The organism is Pedobacter sp. UYP30 (assembly GCF_040547165.1).
Taxonomy (GTDB): Bacteria; Bacteroidota; Bacteroidia; order Sphingobacteriales; family Sphingobacteriaceae; genus Pedobacter.
The window spans coordinates 130,149-145,308 of record NZ_JBEPPD010000008.1; the positions used below are offsets into that span (position 1 = coordinate 130,149).

Consider the following 15,160-nt stretch of genomic DNA (forward strand, 5'->3'; position numbering starts at 1 on the left):
GCCAATTTTGTATCTTGCGCGCTCTAAAAAAAAGATTTAATATAATAAAGTACAATATGGGAATAATGAGTTTTTTGCGTAACCGTATGGGCTACATTTTGGTGTTTGCCATCGGTTTCGCAACTGTTGCATTTTTCATTGGCGATGCAATTACTACGGGTAAGCCTTTCTGGGCTGAAAACCAAAAGACAGTGGGAACTATTGATGGGGTTAAAGTAAACATCGACGATTTTGGCCCAAAGGTAGATCAGAGTTTAAATCAGTTTAAACAGCAGTATGGCAATAACGTAAATCCACAGATGACTGCAATGGCCGTGGATCAGGCCTGGAACCAAGAAATGGCCAGTGTACTTTTAAATAAAGAATATGAAAGAACAGGCTTAACCGTTTCTGATGATGAGTTGTTGGACTTGTTACAAGGTTCTAACCCAAGTCCGCTAATTAAACAATACTTTTCAAATCCACAGACTGGGCAATTAGACCGCGCTTCTTTGATGAATTTTTTGAAGTCGAAAGATCCCGGTGCGATCAACCAAAGCAATTTGTTGCAGCAAGAAGTTAAAAACCAAGCCTTGCAGGCTAAATACAGCAACTTAATTCGCAACTCTATCTACGTAACTTCTTTAGAAGCTACAGATGAGTATAATAACAGGAATAAGTTGGCCAACTTTAAGTTTGTAGGTTTAGATTATACGTCCATTCCAGATGCTTCTGTAAAGCTTACGGATGAAGATTATAATACGTATTACAATGAGCATAAAGAAGGCTTCGATAATCCACAAGAAACAAGAAGTTTTGAGTATGTTAGTTTCGATATAGCACCAACTAGTACAGATTCGGCAGCCGTTAAGAAACAAGTGTCTAAAATTTATTCAGAGTTTCAAAGCGCTCCAAACGACTCTCTGTTTGCTGCAATAAATTCTGATGTAAAAGTTCCGTACACATATATCACCAAGGGAAAATTAGACCCTGCTATAGATTCATCCATATTTGCACTTCCTGCCGGAAGTTTTTACGGCCCTAAGTTAATTGGGAATTCATACAAAATGGCTAAAGTGATAGACACCCGCTTTTCACCAGACTCGGTTAAGGCAGCCCATATTTTGCTAGATCCTGCAAAGTTAGGCGGAGAAGATCAAGCCATGAAGCTAGCCGATTCCTTAAAAACGTTGATTCAAAAAGGTGGTGATTTTGCTGCATTGGCAAAAGAATACAGCGTAGACGGATCGAAAGATAAAGGTGGCGAACTTGGCACATTCTCTCGCGGAGCCATGGTTGCCGAATTCGAAGATGCCGCATTTAATGGAAAACCTGGGGATTTAAAAATAGTTAAATCTCAATTTGGTATACACATTCTAAAAATCGAGAAGCAGATGGGTTCTCAAAAGGTAGTTAAGGTTGCCTACATTGAAAAAGCATTAGATCCTAGCAGCAAAACAAGAGATGCCGCTTATAAGGCAGCAAGCACCTTTTTAACCGATGTTAAAGGAAAAGATTTTGCAAAGTATGCAAAACAAAAAAACCTAAAGGTTGCAGTTGCAGATAAAGTTACGGCAGTACAGGGTTTTGCGCCAAATTTAGATAATCCACGAAAGGTAATCCAAGCTGCTTTTGCTGCAGATAAGGGTGATGTTTTACCCGAGATTTATAACATGACCAATGCATTTGTAATTGCTCACTTAACAGACGTTAAGCCTAAAGGCATTCTGCCCTTAGAAGATGTTAAGAAAGAAATTGAACCGATGGTTATGGCTGCAACGAAAGGAAAAATGTTAGCTGATAAATTTAATAAAGCTGGTACCGAAAGTTTAGACCAGATTGCTAGCAAAGTTGGCAGCAAGGTAGAGCCAGTGCAAAATATTGTGTTTGCCAACCCGGTGTTGCCAGGTGTTGCTCAAGAAGCAGCCTTGGTAGGTAGCGTTTTCGGTACTCAACCTGGTAAGGTTTCGCAACCTATTATCGGTGATAAAGGTGTTTACATGTTCAATGTTGATGGTTTTACCAACCCAGCGCCAATAGCGAACATGATTCAGCAAAAGCAAGCCTTGTTGCAAACTGTAACTCAACGTAGCTTAGGCGCCGCATTTAAGGCCTTGCAAGATGACGCCAAGATTAAAGACAATCGCGTGAAATTCTATTAATTAGAAATATGTAATTTTGTAGCCGCAGCAAATTTTTGCTGCGGCTTTTTTTTGTTCGTTATGGAAATTCAAGAAAACATTGTTAATAAAGTTGCTAACAGCGGATTAGTAACCCTGAATCTCGAAGATTTTTATTATAAGGGAGAACGTGTTGTATATGACATAAAAGACAACCTGTTTCAGGGACTTATGCTAAGAGAAAAAGATTTTCGCGAATTTATAAAGACCCACGATTGGACTCAATATAAAGACAAAAATATCGCCATTATCTGTTCTGTAGATGCAATAGTGCCTACATGGGCCTATATGTTGTTGGCCAACCGACTGCAGCCTTTTGCTAACGAAGTAGTTTTCGCAGACCTGCAAGGTTTGGAAACCATACTGTTTAAAAAAGCATTGGCAGAAATAGACCTCGCAAAATATGCCAATGAGCGCGTGGTGGTTAAAGGTTGCGGAGACATAGAAATCCCTGTTTCTGCTTATGTAGAAATTACAAATCTGCTAACGCCTGTGGTTAAAAGCATTATGTTTGGCGAGCCTTGTTCTACCGTACCTGTTTTTAAACGTAAAGATTAAATTCTGCGTAGCAGCTTTAAAAGTAAAATGCTTTCTCAACTTAACAAAAGAGGCAATCTTTTAAAATGAAAATAATATTTGGAGTGTTTTTTGCATTGACTACTGAAAATCAAAAAAGGGTTCAAGCGAAATCATCATCCAAAAAAAATTAAATGAAAAAAATCATCTTAATCTTTACTTGTGTTTTTCTGTTGAGCTACGCCTATGCACAGGATCTGGAGGTAGTAAAAGAGCCTGTTTTTCAAAGTGGCGAGGTACTAAATTATAAATTGCGCTACGGTTTTATTACCGCGGCCGAGGCTACCATCAAAGTAACCAATTCAGACCTCAAATTTGAAGACCGTCCTACTTTCCGCTTATCTGTAGATGCCCACACCTCTGGCACATTCGATATTTTTTACAAGATTAGAGATAGATATGATTCTTATGTTGATAAGAAAACATTGGAGCCTTACTTCTATCAGGAAAACATTAGAGAGGGCAAGTACCGTAGGCAAGATAAAGCACGGTTTAACCAAGCGGGTAAAAAGGTAGTTTCCAATCGCGGCACGTTTTCTACGCCTACCAATCAAACTTTCGATTTGGTATCGGCCTATTATTTTGCTCGAAGCCTAGACATTTCCAAACTTAAAATTGGCGATAAATTTAAAATAAACTATTTTTTACAAGACAACATTTCTGCCTTAGAAGTAGAATATACGGGAAAAGAAGTACTGAAAACAGCGCTTGGAAATATCCGTTGTTTAAGATTTAGTCCATCTATAAAACCTGGCCGCATTTTTAAGGAAGACAGTAGACTGTATCTTTGGGTTACTGATGATGGTAACCGTGTGCCCGTACAGGCACAGGTAGACATTTTAGTTGGTGCAGTAACCATGGAATTGAAATCTGCTTCTGGTTTAAAATATCCGATAGCGAAATAACAATGATGATTGAAGTAGAACAAGTGCTTGTGCACGAAGATGTGTTAACAGAAAGTTTTGTGTGCAACCTAAGTAAGTGCAAAGGCATTTGCTGCGTAGAAGGAGATGCCGGTGCTCCTTTAGATCAATCTGAAACGGTTATTTTAAAAGAAATTTATCCAAAAATAAAACACCTTTTAAATGAAAAAGGAATCAAAGCCATAGAAGAACAAGGTACTTCTGTAATAGATCTTGATGGAGATTTAACAACACCATGCGTAGATGGAAATAAGGAGTGTGCTTACGTAGTGTTTGAGGGTGGTATTACCAAATGTGCTATAGAAAAGGCTTATGAATTAGGCATTGTAGATTGGCAGAAACCGCTATCTTGCCACCTCTACCCTATCCGGATTACCAAATATCCGGAGTTTGAAGTGCTAAATTACGATAGGTGGCATATCTGCCACGATGCCTGTACCCTAGGAAGAGAATTAAAAGTGCCAGTGTACAGCTTTTTAAAAACCCCATTGATTAGAAAGTATGGAGAAGCTTGGTACAAGGAGCTGGAGGAATCTGTAGAGGCAATGCGTTAGAAAAGCTGAATAGTTGGTTAGGCGGTTAGTTGAATAAACTCCCCAATGGTTACCGCAATGGAATTAACTTCATATTACGCGCTTATAATTGTTTTCTAGCTTTGCCCTAAGCGGGATTAAAAGTATATAAGTTCAGTTTTCCAGAAAAATAATAGCTAATTCAGGATGTCAGTCGGCCCAGCTAAAAAACAGATGGAGGCTTTCTCAGTCTTGATAAAACTCTTTTACCACAGAAGTTTTGTATCTTTTATTTGCTAAACTGTCAAGCCATTTGCTATTTAATCTTTCGAGAATATATCCTAATGGTCTTTTCCCATGCGAACCTTCTGCACGTCTATTGCTTTGTGTTGAGTCGGCTTTTAGGTTTTCATTGTCTATAGTCGTTAGACTGTCAATTAATTTGTAATCGGCTTCTGTCAGTATTGGTTCTGTAAATCCGCTCTTATCAGCATTAATTATCTCTTTAACGGCATTAGAATTATTGTACCCTTTAACAAGTATTTTTCGAAAATTGGTCAACTTAAATTGGTCAACATAAATGCTTTAATGCATTGCTTTCTTAGATCTTGGGTTACTCCTCGTTTTACATCCGATTGCAACGAGCGAAGCGAACAAAAAGATAAGATAAATAATCGAGGTTGTTTTCATAAAAGGTTGGTTAAAAAAATGTCCGTCTACAATCGGTCTGCGTTGCTCGCTCGCAACTCAAAAACAGCAAAATCTCACACACTATGTTGTAAGAAATCTAATTTGTAAGACAAATCACTACCACCGACACTTTTTCAAATCGATAAAACTCTATAAGCCCTATAATTTTAAAGAATCCAATTCCAACCATACGTATCAGGCGCCAAGCCATACCTAATGTCGTTCAGCTTTTTGGCAATTCCATTAGAAATAGGCCTCGATCCAGCGCCAGGCAAAGTGTAAAGTTTGTTTTGGTATCCAATCTCGCCCAATTGGGTTATGGTTGCGGCAGTACCAGCAGCAAAAGCCTCTGTTAATGTGCCTTTTTCTATGCCTTCTATCACCTCTTTTACAGAAACCCTACGCTCTTCTACTTCTATCCCTTCATCTTTAGCGAGCGTAAGTATGGTATCTCTTGTAACTCCATCTAGCACGGTACTCCTTATAGAAGGGGTAATCAATTTGCCATCGATTACGAATAACAAGTTCGCTGTTCCAGCTTCCTCTATGTATTCATGGGTATTGGCATCTGTCCAAATAAGTTGATCAAAACCTTGTTCTTTCGCCTGCTCAAACGGATATAGTGAACGGCCATAATTGCCTGCGGTTTTCGCAAACCCAACACCGCCATCATCTGCCCTAGTATATTCTGTTTCTATTTTTATTTTTAAGGCATTGCTGTAATAAGGACCTGTTGGTGTAGTAAGCAATGCAAATTTATAGCTTTCTGACGCCCTGACACCCAAGTATGGGTCGGTGGCAAACATAACCGGACGAATATACAGCGCGTACCCATCTTGAGCGGGCACCCAGCGCTCATCTAGTTTAACCAATGCCGCCAAGCCTTCCATAAAAATATTCTCAGGCACCGTAGCCATAGACATTCTTGAAGCAGATTTATTAAACCTCTCGAAATTTTTGTCTGCTCTAAATACGCTAATTCTTCCATCTGGCAGGCGATAGGCTTTTAGACCCTCGAAAATGGCTTGACCATAATGCAGGGCGGAAATTGCTGGGCTCATAGCTATTGGGCCATAAGGCATAATCTGAAAATTTGTCCAGTGCCCACCTTCGAAATCAGCGGTAAACATGTGGTCGGAAAAAACTTTCCCGAAAGGCAACTCACTAAAATCCGTCGTGGTTAAACGACTTTCCTCTACCTTGGTGATGCTTGTGTCTAAAGTATCTGTCATGTTTATATAATTATTCGCAAAAAAGTTGGCGTGCCTTAAATTTTTTAACAGACGATAGGTCAACCTCTTATTTATAGAAAGCAAAATTAACAAAAATTGTGTCTTCTAAATTTAATCTTTATCTTTTTTCTAGACCACTGCGCCCATTACCCAAGCCTTGCCCGAATTTGCAAATTTCGCATAGTTATACAAAAAGCGTAAAAAATTCTTCTCTGAAAACGTGGCGGCAGGTATTTGTGCCAATTAGTACCGCCCGTGGCCGCCGGTTTTGAAGATTTTTATCTAAATATAGCCCTGCAGAGTTGTTGTGCAGCAAGAATCGGTTAACAGTCGCAACTATCAAACTGCTTCATTTGGTGCTGTAATCCAACAGGCTCATTGCTTTCTCCTTTTAATTTATAACGTAAAGCTGTGAAATTATTTTGCCGAACTATGTAAATAAGAAGCTGTATATTGAGCTAGCGATGGAAATGAAATTCTTTTTTGATTTTTCACCAAAAAGATATAATGGACAGCGAGCTTCTCTCGCTTTTGATTCGCGATTGAAGCGCCCAAATGTCGACTAGAAATTCTTAAAATAGCTGTCGACGATTACAAATTTATCTGCCTGATCATGTTTTTAATGTTAAGTTCTATAATATCTGTCATGCAGTTACATTCCAAATATTTTTGGTCTTTAAAATAGACCGACATACCTTCTTTTAGCTGTGCCACATTTTCTGGTGTAGACAACTGCTCATGCCTAGACACGTCTCGCAAATCTTTTATTCTATGTCTCTCGCTTCTTACCCGGTGTACAATTGAAGACCGCTCTTCTTGCTGATACTGTAAGACGGTTTTATCGGTAAGCTTTTCCATACTCATTTTAACGTAAGGATAATTTTCTTTGAAGAACTGAGGTTGATAGATTTTAATATTGCCTTCGTAAAACTCTTGATCGAAATCTATCGCCCTTATTCTAAACTGAATGTCGTCAAAATCGGGCGTTATTTGTACCACAAAATTGTAGGCCCTCATGTCTCCCAACAGCATAATTAAACAGCGCTCGTTAAATTTAACAAACTCTTTAGCTATGCGAGTTGGGTTATATCCGGGAGTAAACAATTGGTACTTGGTAAATACATCGCCGGGTATGCCTGCAATATGTTCCTCTACCAAAGTGTCTCCATCTACGACGTAATTTACGTGGTTTGGAGAAAGGATTTCTTCCATCTCTAATCCAAAAATCCTAGAAGCATCGGCTTTTTTAATATAATAATAATCATACACATCGTTTAAGCGATTTACAATTCTAATGCGAAAAGGGTGGGTATTTCCGAACGTACAATATTCTATTTTGTCTATATATTTATGCTCTACGATGCGGAGATTTCCAGAAGCCTTTAATTTGGCATACAATACTTTAAGACCATTGTGTATGCGCTCTATTTCACTTTGCGGATAAAGCGGAGATTCCCAAAGCGAATCCTTTCCAAACTTATCCATAATGGGAAAAGCCTCGTCGAAACCAAGTAGGTCGCTGTACTTTAACGGTAACTTGGCATCTCGCTGATAGCTTTTCAAATATTTTTGCAACGCTGGCGATATCGGGTAAATAGGCTTCTTTTTAGATATTTTTACGTCCTGATCCATAATGTGGTTAATGTAAAGAAAAATTACAGAAAACGGCAAAGAGCTTATGTGTTTTAGGAGACAACTCGGTAGCTTGATAGAAATATGGCATAACAAATCCCGAAAATTTAAAGGTGTTAAAAGGTATCTTCCCAAAAACCAAATAACATAATGCTATATGTCAGCAGTTTAACTTTTTTAATCTAGTTGCAAAAACCATAGACTGTAACCTGTCGTACATTAAGTCAAATATTCAAAAACTTAAAAATAAAGAAATGAAAAAGTTAATTTTATCAGGAATAGCCATCTTAACGTTGGCATTCACAAGTCAAGTTTTCGCTCAAAAAAACCCGATGGTAGGTGGAGCAGCCATGTACGCTACAAAAGACATTGTAGACAATGCTGTAAATTCTAAAGACCACACTACGTTGGTTGCAGCGGTTAAAGCAGCAGGTTTAGTAGAAACTTTAAAAGGCGCAGGACCGTTTACCGTGTTCGCACCAACTAACGAAGCTTTTGACAAACTTCCAAAAGGAACAGTAGAAACTTTGGTGAAACCAGAAAACAAAGCAACGTTAACTAAAATATTAACTTACCACGTAGTTGCAGGCAAAATGGATAGCAAAGCAATTGCAAAAGCAATTAAAAAAGGTAACGGAAAAGCAGAATTGACAACTGTAGAAGGCGGTAAACTTTGGGCTTACATGGAAGGTGGAAAATTGATGTTGAAAGATGAAAAAGGTGGAACAAGTACAGTAACTATTGCAGACGTTTATCAAAAAAATGGTGTAATACATGTTGTTGATACCGTGTTAATGCCAAAATAATATTTGGATTGAGTTTGGTTTATGACCGTTTCTGCTTTGGGGGCAGGGACGGTTTTTTTTTGATATATAAAATGGTTGACAATTTAATTTACGAAGGTTACGCTGAATTCAATTCTAAACCTTTTAAATTTTGGCTTAGTCTTAACCTCGGTCTCAGCCTTGACCTCAGCCTCAACCCTACGCTAAATAATTACAACCCAATTATTAGTGTGTATTTTTATAATGAAATAAAATTTACACTTTTGCTTATTGAGTTTCAAGAACTAGATGTTAAAACCATGAGCTTCCTTTTAAAACCTGTAGATACCGTAGAACAGATCAGTCCAGAAGATTTCAAAAAAAATTATTTGGATAAAAGACGGCCCTTGGTTATAAAGGGCCTGACTAAAGACTGGCCTGCGAGAGAGAAATGGACCACGGATTATTTAAAACAGATTGCTGGCGATCTTGAAGTGCCTCTGTATGACAATTCTAAGGCAGACCCATCAAAACCTATAAACGCAGCTACTAAGCACATGAAGTTTGGCGACTACCTTGATTTGATTAAACGAGAGCCAACCGAATTGAGAATATTCTTTTTCAACCTTTTTAAAAAAGTACCTAGTCTCATCGACGACATTAAAATCCCGAAGGATTTAATGGGTGGGTTTATAGAAAGTATGCCTGCGATGTTTTTTGGCGGTTCTAACTCCTTTACTTTTTTACACTACGATATAGATTTGCCCCATATTTTCCACACCCATTTTGGTGGCCGGAAACACATTATATTGTTTGATAATGAGTGGAAAGAAAGACTTTATTGCTTGCCGAATGCAACCTACGCTTTAGAAGATTACGAAGTAGATAATCCTGATTTTAAAAAATTTCCTGCGCTAAATGGTGTTAAAGGTTACGAAGTATTTTTAGAGCATGGCGATACGTTGTTTATGCCTACCGGAATGTGGCATTGGATGAAATATATAGATGGTTCGTTTTCTTTAAGCCTGCGTGCTTGGGATGCTTCAATCGGGCGCAAAATTGCAAGTGTTTGGAGTTTGTTTACCCATGGCGCGGTAGATAGCGCCCTTAAAATGATGTTTAAGGAAAAATATGCAAATTACCGAGAAAAGTTGGCGGTAACTAGGGCGGAGAATGCTTTGGCTAAAGGGAAACCTTAGAACCACCCCCAACCCCTCCTTGAAAAAAAGGAGGGGAGCTATTTAATTTACGATTTTAGATTTACAAATTTCTGCAAAATGCAGCTTCTTACGTCACGAACGATCCGCGCGCCAATTGATTAGATATTTGAATTTAATAGAGCATCCATCATTGCGAGGCACGAAGCGGTCTATACGATTGAAAGATTGCTTCGTGCCTCGCAATGATGGATTTTCCCCCTAAAATATCGCTTTGGCAATTGCTTTGGTTTGTTCTGGTCTGCCCATGGTGTAAAAGTGAAGTACGGGAACACCAAAATCTATCAATTCCTTACATTGCTTTATCATAAAATGGGTGCCTACTTCTTTTACCTCTGCGGTAGATTTGCAACGTTGAACAGCCTCGCTTAAATCGTCGGGCAGATCTATGTGGAAAATTTTGGGCAAGGCAACCAGTTGCTTCATGGTGCTTATTGGTTTCAACCCTGGAATAATGGGCACATTAATGCCGTTTTCGCGACATTTTTTTACGAAATCGAAATATTTTTGATTGTCGAAAAACATTTGGGTAACAATAAATTCTGCACCCATGTCTACTTTTGCTTTTAAGTATTTAAAGTCGGTATTGAGGTTTGGCGCTTCAAAATGCTTCTCGGGATAGCCAGCCACTCCAATGCAAAAATCACTCTGATGCGTATTATCGATATCTTCGTGCAAGAACTTTCCACAATTATGATCTTTAATATGCTGAATGAGTTCTGTGGCATAATGATGCCCACCGTTGGTAGGAATGAATGCATTGTCAGCTTGCCTGGCATCGCCGCGAAGCGCTAACACATTATCAATCCCTAGAAATTGTAAATCTATTAGCGCATTTTCTGTTTCTTCTTTGGTAAATCCGCCGCAAATTAAATGCGGAACGGCATCTATTTTATACTTATGGATAATCGCAGCGCAAATCGCAATAGTGCCAGGACGCTTTCTGTACGAAACTTTCTGCAACAATCCATTTTCTTGCTCTTTGTAAATATAATCTTCTCTTAAAGACGTAACATCTATAAAAGGCGGATTAAATTCTAAAAGTGGTTCTATGGCATCATACACCCATTGTATGCTTTGCCCCTTCATCGGCGGCAGCAACTCAAAAGAAAAAAGTGTTTTGTTATTCGCGTTTTTTATGTGATCTGTAATCTTCATTGCGTAGTTGGTTGGTTTGTTTGTTGGTTGGTTGGTTGGTTGGTAATTGAACACTTTAAACTTGCCCTAATTGATCTCTTGAAAGAAATCGGATATATCCATTAATTAATTTTCCAATCGTTTCGATTTCACCAATACATTCATTAAGCTGAATCTCTGAAATAAAACCAATATCATAAGAAACGTAAATTTGAGTCTCCAACTCATATAACGAGCCTCTAGCAATCGCCAGAAATTGAATAGTTTCTTTAGCATGCCTTCTGCCAGATCCCTCCGCAATATTTGATGGCACTGATACAGCACACCGGCGAATTTGTGAGATTAATCCATATATCTCCTCTCTTGGAAAGGAAGAGGATATTTTATAGATGAAAGATGTAAACGCCCTTGCTTTTTTCCAAACTTCTAAATCTGTATATTTTTGATAAGCCATCTGTTTAATGTTATCTGCAATCGTAAATCTCTAAAAAACTAATACCCAAAAACCAAACAACTAATAAGCCAAATTAGGCCCTAACCATCGCTCTGCTTTCTCTAAAGGCATTCCTTTTCGAGCGGCATAATCTTCTGCTTGATCTTTGGTGATTTTTCCCAAACCAAAATACCTAGAATCTGGGTGGGAAAAATAAAAACCACTAACCGCAGCAGTTGGGTACATGGCGTAGCTTTCGGTAATATTTAAGCCAATTTCTTCAGTTGCATTTAATAGGGCAAACAAAGTGCCTTTCTCGGTATGTTCCGGACAAGCAGGATAACCAGGTGCCGGGCGAATACCAGCATATTGCTCCTTTATCAATTCTTCGGCGCTAAGTTTTTCTTCTGACGCATAGGCCCAAAACTCTTTTCGCACGCGTTCGTGCATTCGCTCTGCAAATGCCTCTGCCAAACGATCGGCAATGGCTTTTACCATAATGCTGTTGTAATCGTCGAAACCCTTTTCGTATTCTACCACCAATTCGTCGACGCCGATACCAGTAGTTAAAGCAAAACCGCCAAAATAATCTTGTACGTTGCTTTCTTTCGGTGCAATAAAATCGGCAAGGGCGTAATAAGGTTGCCCTTCTACTTTTTCTGCCTGCTGACGGAGCGTATGAATGAGAACTTTTTGAGGTTGAGACTGAGATTCAGGTTGAGTGTTAATATCCCATTCGCCATTAACTTGGCTGCCTTTTATATGGTCTACCGTCAACTCTATATCATCATCACCCACCGTATTTGCTGGCCAAAAACCGATTACTGCCTTTGCTGTTAACAATTTTTCGTTAACTATTTTATGCAACATTTCTTGGGCATCGTCGAAGAGTTTTTTGGCCTCCACCCCCACAAATTTATCGTCGAATATTTTTGGGTAACTCCCACGAAGTTCCCAAGTATGAAAAAATGGCGTCCAGTCTATGTAGTCTATAAGTTCCTCCAACGGATAGTTATCAAAAATCCTAGTACCTAGAAAAGAAGGTTTAGGTAAGTTTTTATCAAAATCTAGCTTAAATTTACGTTCCCTTGCTTGCTCCAAAGTTTTATAGCGTTTATCAGAACGCTTGTTCAAATGTGCTTCTCTGGCCTTATCATATTCGGCCCGGATGCCATTCACATAAGCAGCCTTGCCTTCTTTGTTCATCAAAGTGCTACACACGGTAACACTTCTAGAGGCATCTAATACATGGATGGTTGGCCCAGAATAATTTGGCGCAACCTTTACCGCAGCATGAATTCTAGAAGTAGTTGCGCCGCCAATAATTAAAGGAATATCAAACTTCTCGCGTTCTATTTCTTTGGCAAAATGCACCATTTCATCTAGCGATGGCGTAATCAGGCCGCTCAGCCCAACTATGTCTGCATTTATTTCTCTTGCTTTTTTAATAATTTCTTGTGCAGGAACCATCACCCCCATATCTATCACTTCGAAATTGTTGCAGGCAAGTACCACGCCCACAATGTTTTTACCAATGTCGTGCACATCGCCCTTAACCGTGGCGAGTAAAACTCTCCCCGCAGACGAACTTTGATCTTGATCTGGATTATCTAGTTTTTCTTGTTCGATAAACGGAAGCAAATAAGCTACTGCCTTTTTCATTACCCGAGCAGATTTTACCACCTGGGGCAGAAACATCTTTCCAGCGCCAAACAAATCACCAACAATATTCATCCCATCCATCAATGGGCCTTCTATAACCTGTATCGGGCGATCATAAATTTGTCTAGCTTCTTCCACATCTGCATCCAAATGCTCTATCAAGCCTTTTACCAATGCGTGGGATAAACGTTTTTGCACAGTGTCGTTGCGCCAAGCTTCATCTTTTACAATCTCTTTTCCTTTTGCCTTTACCGTTTCTGCAAAATCTACCAAGCGCTCTGTAGCGTCATCTCGCCGGTTAAGCAACACGTCTTCTACCCTTTCTAATAGTGCAGGTGGAATTTCTTGGTACACTTCTAACATTCCGGCATTTACAATGCCCATGTCTAAGCCAGCTTGAATGGCATGGTATAAAAATGCCGAATGCATGGCTTCTCTAACCGTATTGTTGCCTCTAAAAGAAAAGGAAATATTAGAAACCCCGCCGCTTACCTTTGCGTAAGGCAGGTTTTCTTTAATCCATTTGGTGGCTTTTATAAAATCTACCGCATAATTGTTGTGCTCTTCTAATCCCGTGGCAACGGTTAAAATATTCGGATCAAAGATGATGTCTTCTGCCGGAAAACCGACTTCGTCTACTAGAATGTCGTAACTTTTCTTACAAATCTCTTTGCGGCGCTCAAAACTATCGGCCTGGCCTTTTTCATCAAAGGCCATCACCACCACTGCAGCTCCGTAGGTCATTATTTTCTGGGCACTTTCTATAAACTTTTCTTTGCCTTCTTTTAGTGAAATGGAGTTTACGATGCCCTTCCCTTGCATGCATTTTAAGCCGCATTCAATAACGCTCCACTTAGATGAATCTACCATTATTGGCAGTTTGCAGATATCTGGCTCTGATGCAATTAGGTTTAAAAACTTGGTCATGGCGGCTTCAGAATCTAACATACCTTCATCCATGTTCACATCAATCACCTGTGCGCCACCTTCTACTTGTTGTCGAGCTACGGCTAGCGCTGCTTCATAATCGCCACTTAAAATAAGCTTAGAAAATTTAGGCGAACCCGTTATGTTGGTTCGCTCGCCAATGTTTACAAAAATACTTTCGGGCGTAATGGTTACGGGTTCCAAGCCGCTAAGACGCAAATAAGGCGTAATCTCGGGTATTTTTCTGGGCGCTATTTTTTTTGCCTTTTCGGCGATGCATTTAATGTGTTCTGGCGTGGTTCCGCAACAACCGCCAACAATATTCACAAAACCAGATAATATAAAATCGTCTACTAGATGCGCAGTTTCGTGCGGTTGCTCATCGTATTCTCCAAATTCGTTTGGCAAACCTGCGTTTGGATAAGCAGATACATAACAGTTCGCTTTTGCGGATAATTCTTCGATATGCGGACGCATGTCTTTTGCGCCCAAAGCACAATTAAACCCAATACTTAGTGGTTTTGCATGGATTACTGAGATTAGAAAAGCTTCTGCTGTTTGTCCAGACAGCGTTCTTCCCGAGGCATCGGTAATGGTGCCAGAAATCATAATTTCTAATCGCCAATCTTTCTCTAGCCCCTCTCTAAATCTCTCCCCAGAAGGGAGAGACTTCAGTTCGTTTTCGTATCTCTTGATGGCAAAAATTGCCGCCTTTGCGTTTAAGGTATCAAAGATGGTTTCAATCAACAACAAATCTGATCCGCCATCTACCAAACCGCGAACTTGCTCGTAATAAGCATCAACCAATTCATCAAAAGTAATTGCCCTAAAGCCTGGGTCGTTTACATTTGGAGAAAGTGAGAGCGTACGATTTGTGGGGCCAATGGCTCCTGCAACGAAGCACTTCCTATCGGGATTGTTAGCCATAAATTCTGCCGTGGCAGCTTTGGCAACTTTTGCACCCTCTAAACTTAGCTCGTAGCTCAAATCTTCCATTTTATAATCGGCCATAGAAATCCGCTGCGTGCTGAAAGTATTGGTTTCTATAATGTCTGCTCCTGCCGCCAAGTATTCTAAGTGTATGGCTTTAATAATATCCGGACGCGTAATGTTTAACAAATCGTTATTGCCTTTTACATCGCACACATGATTAGCAAATCGCTCGCCCCGAAAATCTTCTTCGGTAAGCTGATAGCGTTGTATCATCGTGCCCATGGCACCATCTATAATTAAAATACGTTTCTCTAGTTCTTTTCTAATATCCATTTCCTTAGTATTGAGTACGTAGTATCAAGT

12 protein-coding genes are annotated in these 15,160 nt (G+C 39.4%); 6 read left to right on the forward strand and 6 right to left on the reverse strand.

What is annotated here, in order from left to right:
* Nucleotides 1-65: 65 nt before the first annotated feature.
* The 4 genes from ABIB40_RS11100 to ABIB40_RS11115 all read left to right on the forward strand — a co-directional run bounded on the left by ABIB40_RS11100 (nt 66) and on the right by ABIB40_RS11115 (nt 4,212).
* Nucleotides 66-2,141, forward strand: coding sequence for a peptidylprolyl isomerase (locus ABIB40_RS11100; protein WP_354358995.1), 2,076 nt, complete (start codon nt 66-68; stop codon nt 2,139-2,141).
* Nucleotides 2,142-2,201: 60 nt separating this feature from the next.
* On the forward strand, nt 2,202-2,717 hold the full coding sequence (locus tag ABIB40_RS11105; RefSeq protein ID WP_354358997.1) for a DUF2480 family protein: 516 nt from the start codon (nt 2,202-2,204) through the stop codon (nt 2,715-2,717).
* Between the two features lie 152 nt (nt 2,718-2,869).
* Nucleotides 2,870-3,640 carry a DUF3108 domain-containing protein gene (locus ABIB40_RS11110; RefSeq protein WP_354358999.1) on the forward strand — a complete coding sequence of 257 codons (771 nt, stop codon included), beginning with the start codon at nt 2,870-2,872 and terminating at the stop codon, nt 3,638-3,640.
* A gap of 5 nt (nt 3,641-3,645) precedes the next feature.
* A complete protein-coding gene (locus tag ABIB40_RS11115; RefSeq protein ID WP_354359119.1) occupies nt 3,646-4,212 on the forward strand; it encodes a DUF3109 family protein in 567 nt (188 codons plus the stop codon).
* Nucleotides 4,213-4,416: 204 nt separating this feature from the next.
* Here ABIB40_RS11115 and ABIB40_RS11120 read toward each other — a convergent pair whose 3' ends face one another.
* The 3 genes from ABIB40_RS11120 to ABIB40_RS11130 form a co-directional block, all read right to left on the reverse strand.
* On the reverse strand, nt 4,417-4,731 hold the full coding sequence (locus ABIB40_RS11120; RefSeq protein ID WP_354359001.1) for a hypothetical protein: 315 nt from the start codon (nt 4,729-4,731) through the stop codon (nt 4,417-4,419).
* 296 nt (nt 4,732-5,027) lie between these two features.
* Nucleotides 5,028-6,092 (reverse strand): branched-chain amino acid aminotransferase, encoded by a 1,065-nt coding sequence (locus ABIB40_RS11125; RefSeq protein ID WP_354359003.1) that lies wholly within the window; start codon nt 6,090-6,092, stop codon nt 5,028-5,030.
* Between the two features lie 591 nt (nt 6,093-6,683).
* The gene (locus ABIB40_RS11130) at nt 6,684-7,724 is read right to left on the reverse strand and encodes a hypothetical protein (protein ID WP_354359005.1); all 1,041 of its coding nucleotides are present in this window, start codon (nt 7,722-7,724) and stop codon (nt 6,684-6,686) included.
* 254 nt (nt 7,725-7,978) lie between these two features.
* Between ABIB40_RS11130 and ABIB40_RS11135 the strand changes: the two genes are divergently transcribed.
* Both ABIB40_RS11135 and ABIB40_RS11140 read left to right on the forward strand, forming a co-directional pair.
* On the forward strand, nt 7,979-8,530 hold the full coding sequence (locus ABIB40_RS11135; RefSeq protein WP_354359007.1) for a fasciclin domain-containing protein: 552 nt from the start codon (nt 7,979-7,981) through the stop codon (nt 8,528-8,530).
* A 278-nt stretch (nt 8,531-8,808) separates the two neighbouring features.
* A complete protein-coding gene (locus ABIB40_RS11140) occupies nt 8,809-9,687 on the forward strand; it encodes a cupin-like domain-containing protein (RefSeq protein WP_354359121.1) in 879 nt (292 codons plus the stop codon).
* Nucleotides 9,688-9,906: 219 nt separating this feature from the next.
* Here ABIB40_RS11140 and metF read toward each other — a convergent pair whose 3' ends face one another.
* The 3 genes from metF to metH are packed head-to-tail and all read right to left on the reverse strand — an operon-like array spanning nt 9,907 to nt 15,130.
* Nucleotides 9,907-10,863: a methylenetetrahydrofolate reductase [NAD(P)H] gene (gene metF, locus ABIB40_RS11145; protein ID WP_354359009.1), complete on the reverse strand. Its 957-nt coding sequence runs from the start codon at nt 10,861-10,863 to the stop codon at nt 9,907-9,909.
* A 55-nt stretch (nt 10,864-10,918) separates the two neighbouring features.
* Nucleotides 10,919-11,296, reverse strand: a complete 378-nt coding sequence (locus ABIB40_RS11150) for a four helix bundle protein (RefSeq protein WP_354359011.1) — start codon at nt 11,294-11,296, stop codon at nt 10,919-10,921.
* 60 nt (nt 11,297-11,356) lie between these two features.
* Nucleotides 11,357-15,130, reverse strand: a complete 3,774-nt coding sequence (metH, locus tag ABIB40_RS11155; RefSeq protein WP_354359013.1) for a methionine synthase — start codon at nt 15,128-15,130, stop codon at nt 11,357-11,359.
* Between the last annotated feature and the right edge of the window lie 30 nt (nt 15,131-15,160).

What these genes read in the sequence shown, in the direction of transcription:
- ABIB40_RS11100 (WP_354358995.1), top strand. Translation starts at nt 66, where the DNA reads ATGAGTTTTTTGCGTAACCGTATGGGCTACATTTTGGTGTTTGCCATC.
- ABIB40_RS11105 (WP_354358997.1), top strand. Translation starts at nt 2,202, where the DNA reads ATGGAAATTCAAGAAAACATTGTTAATAAAGTTGCTAACAGCGGATTA.
- ABIB40_RS11110 (WP_354358999.1), top strand. Translation starts at nt 2,870, where the DNA reads ATGAAAAAAATCATCTTAATCTTTACTTGTGTTTTTCTGTTGAGCTAC.
- ABIB40_RS11115 (WP_354359119.1), top strand. Translation starts at nt 3,646, where the DNA reads ATGATTGAAGTAGAACAAGTGCTTGTGCACGAAGATGTGTTAACAGAA.
- ABIB40_RS11125 (WP_354359003.1), bottom strand. Translation starts at nt 6,092, where the DNA reads ATGACAGATACTTTAGACACAAGCATCACCAAGGTAGAGGAAAGTCGT.
- ABIB40_RS11130 (WP_354359005.1), bottom strand. Translation starts at nt 7,724, where the DNA reads ATGGATCAGGACGTAAAAATATCTAAAAAGAAGCCTATTTACCCGATA.
- ABIB40_RS11135 (WP_354359007.1), top strand. Translation starts at nt 7,979, where the DNA reads ATGAAAAAGTTAATTTTATCAGGAATAGCCATCTTAACGTTGGCATTC.
- ABIB40_RS11140 (WP_354359121.1), top strand. Translation starts at nt 8,809, where the DNA reads ATGAGCTTCCTTTTAAAACCTGTAGATACCGTAGAACAGATCAGTCCA.
- metF (WP_354359009.1), bottom strand. Translation starts at nt 10,863, where the DNA reads ATGAAGATTACAGATCACATAAAAAACGCGAATAACAAAACACTTTTT.
- ABIB40_RS11150 (WP_354359011.1), bottom strand. Translation starts at nt 11,296, where the DNA reads ATGGCTTATCAAAAATATACAGATTTAGAAGTTTGGAAAAAAGCAAGG.
- metH (WP_354359013.1), bottom strand. Translation starts at nt 15,130, where the DNA reads ATGGATATTAGAAAAGAACTAGAGAAACGTATTTTAATTATAGATGGT.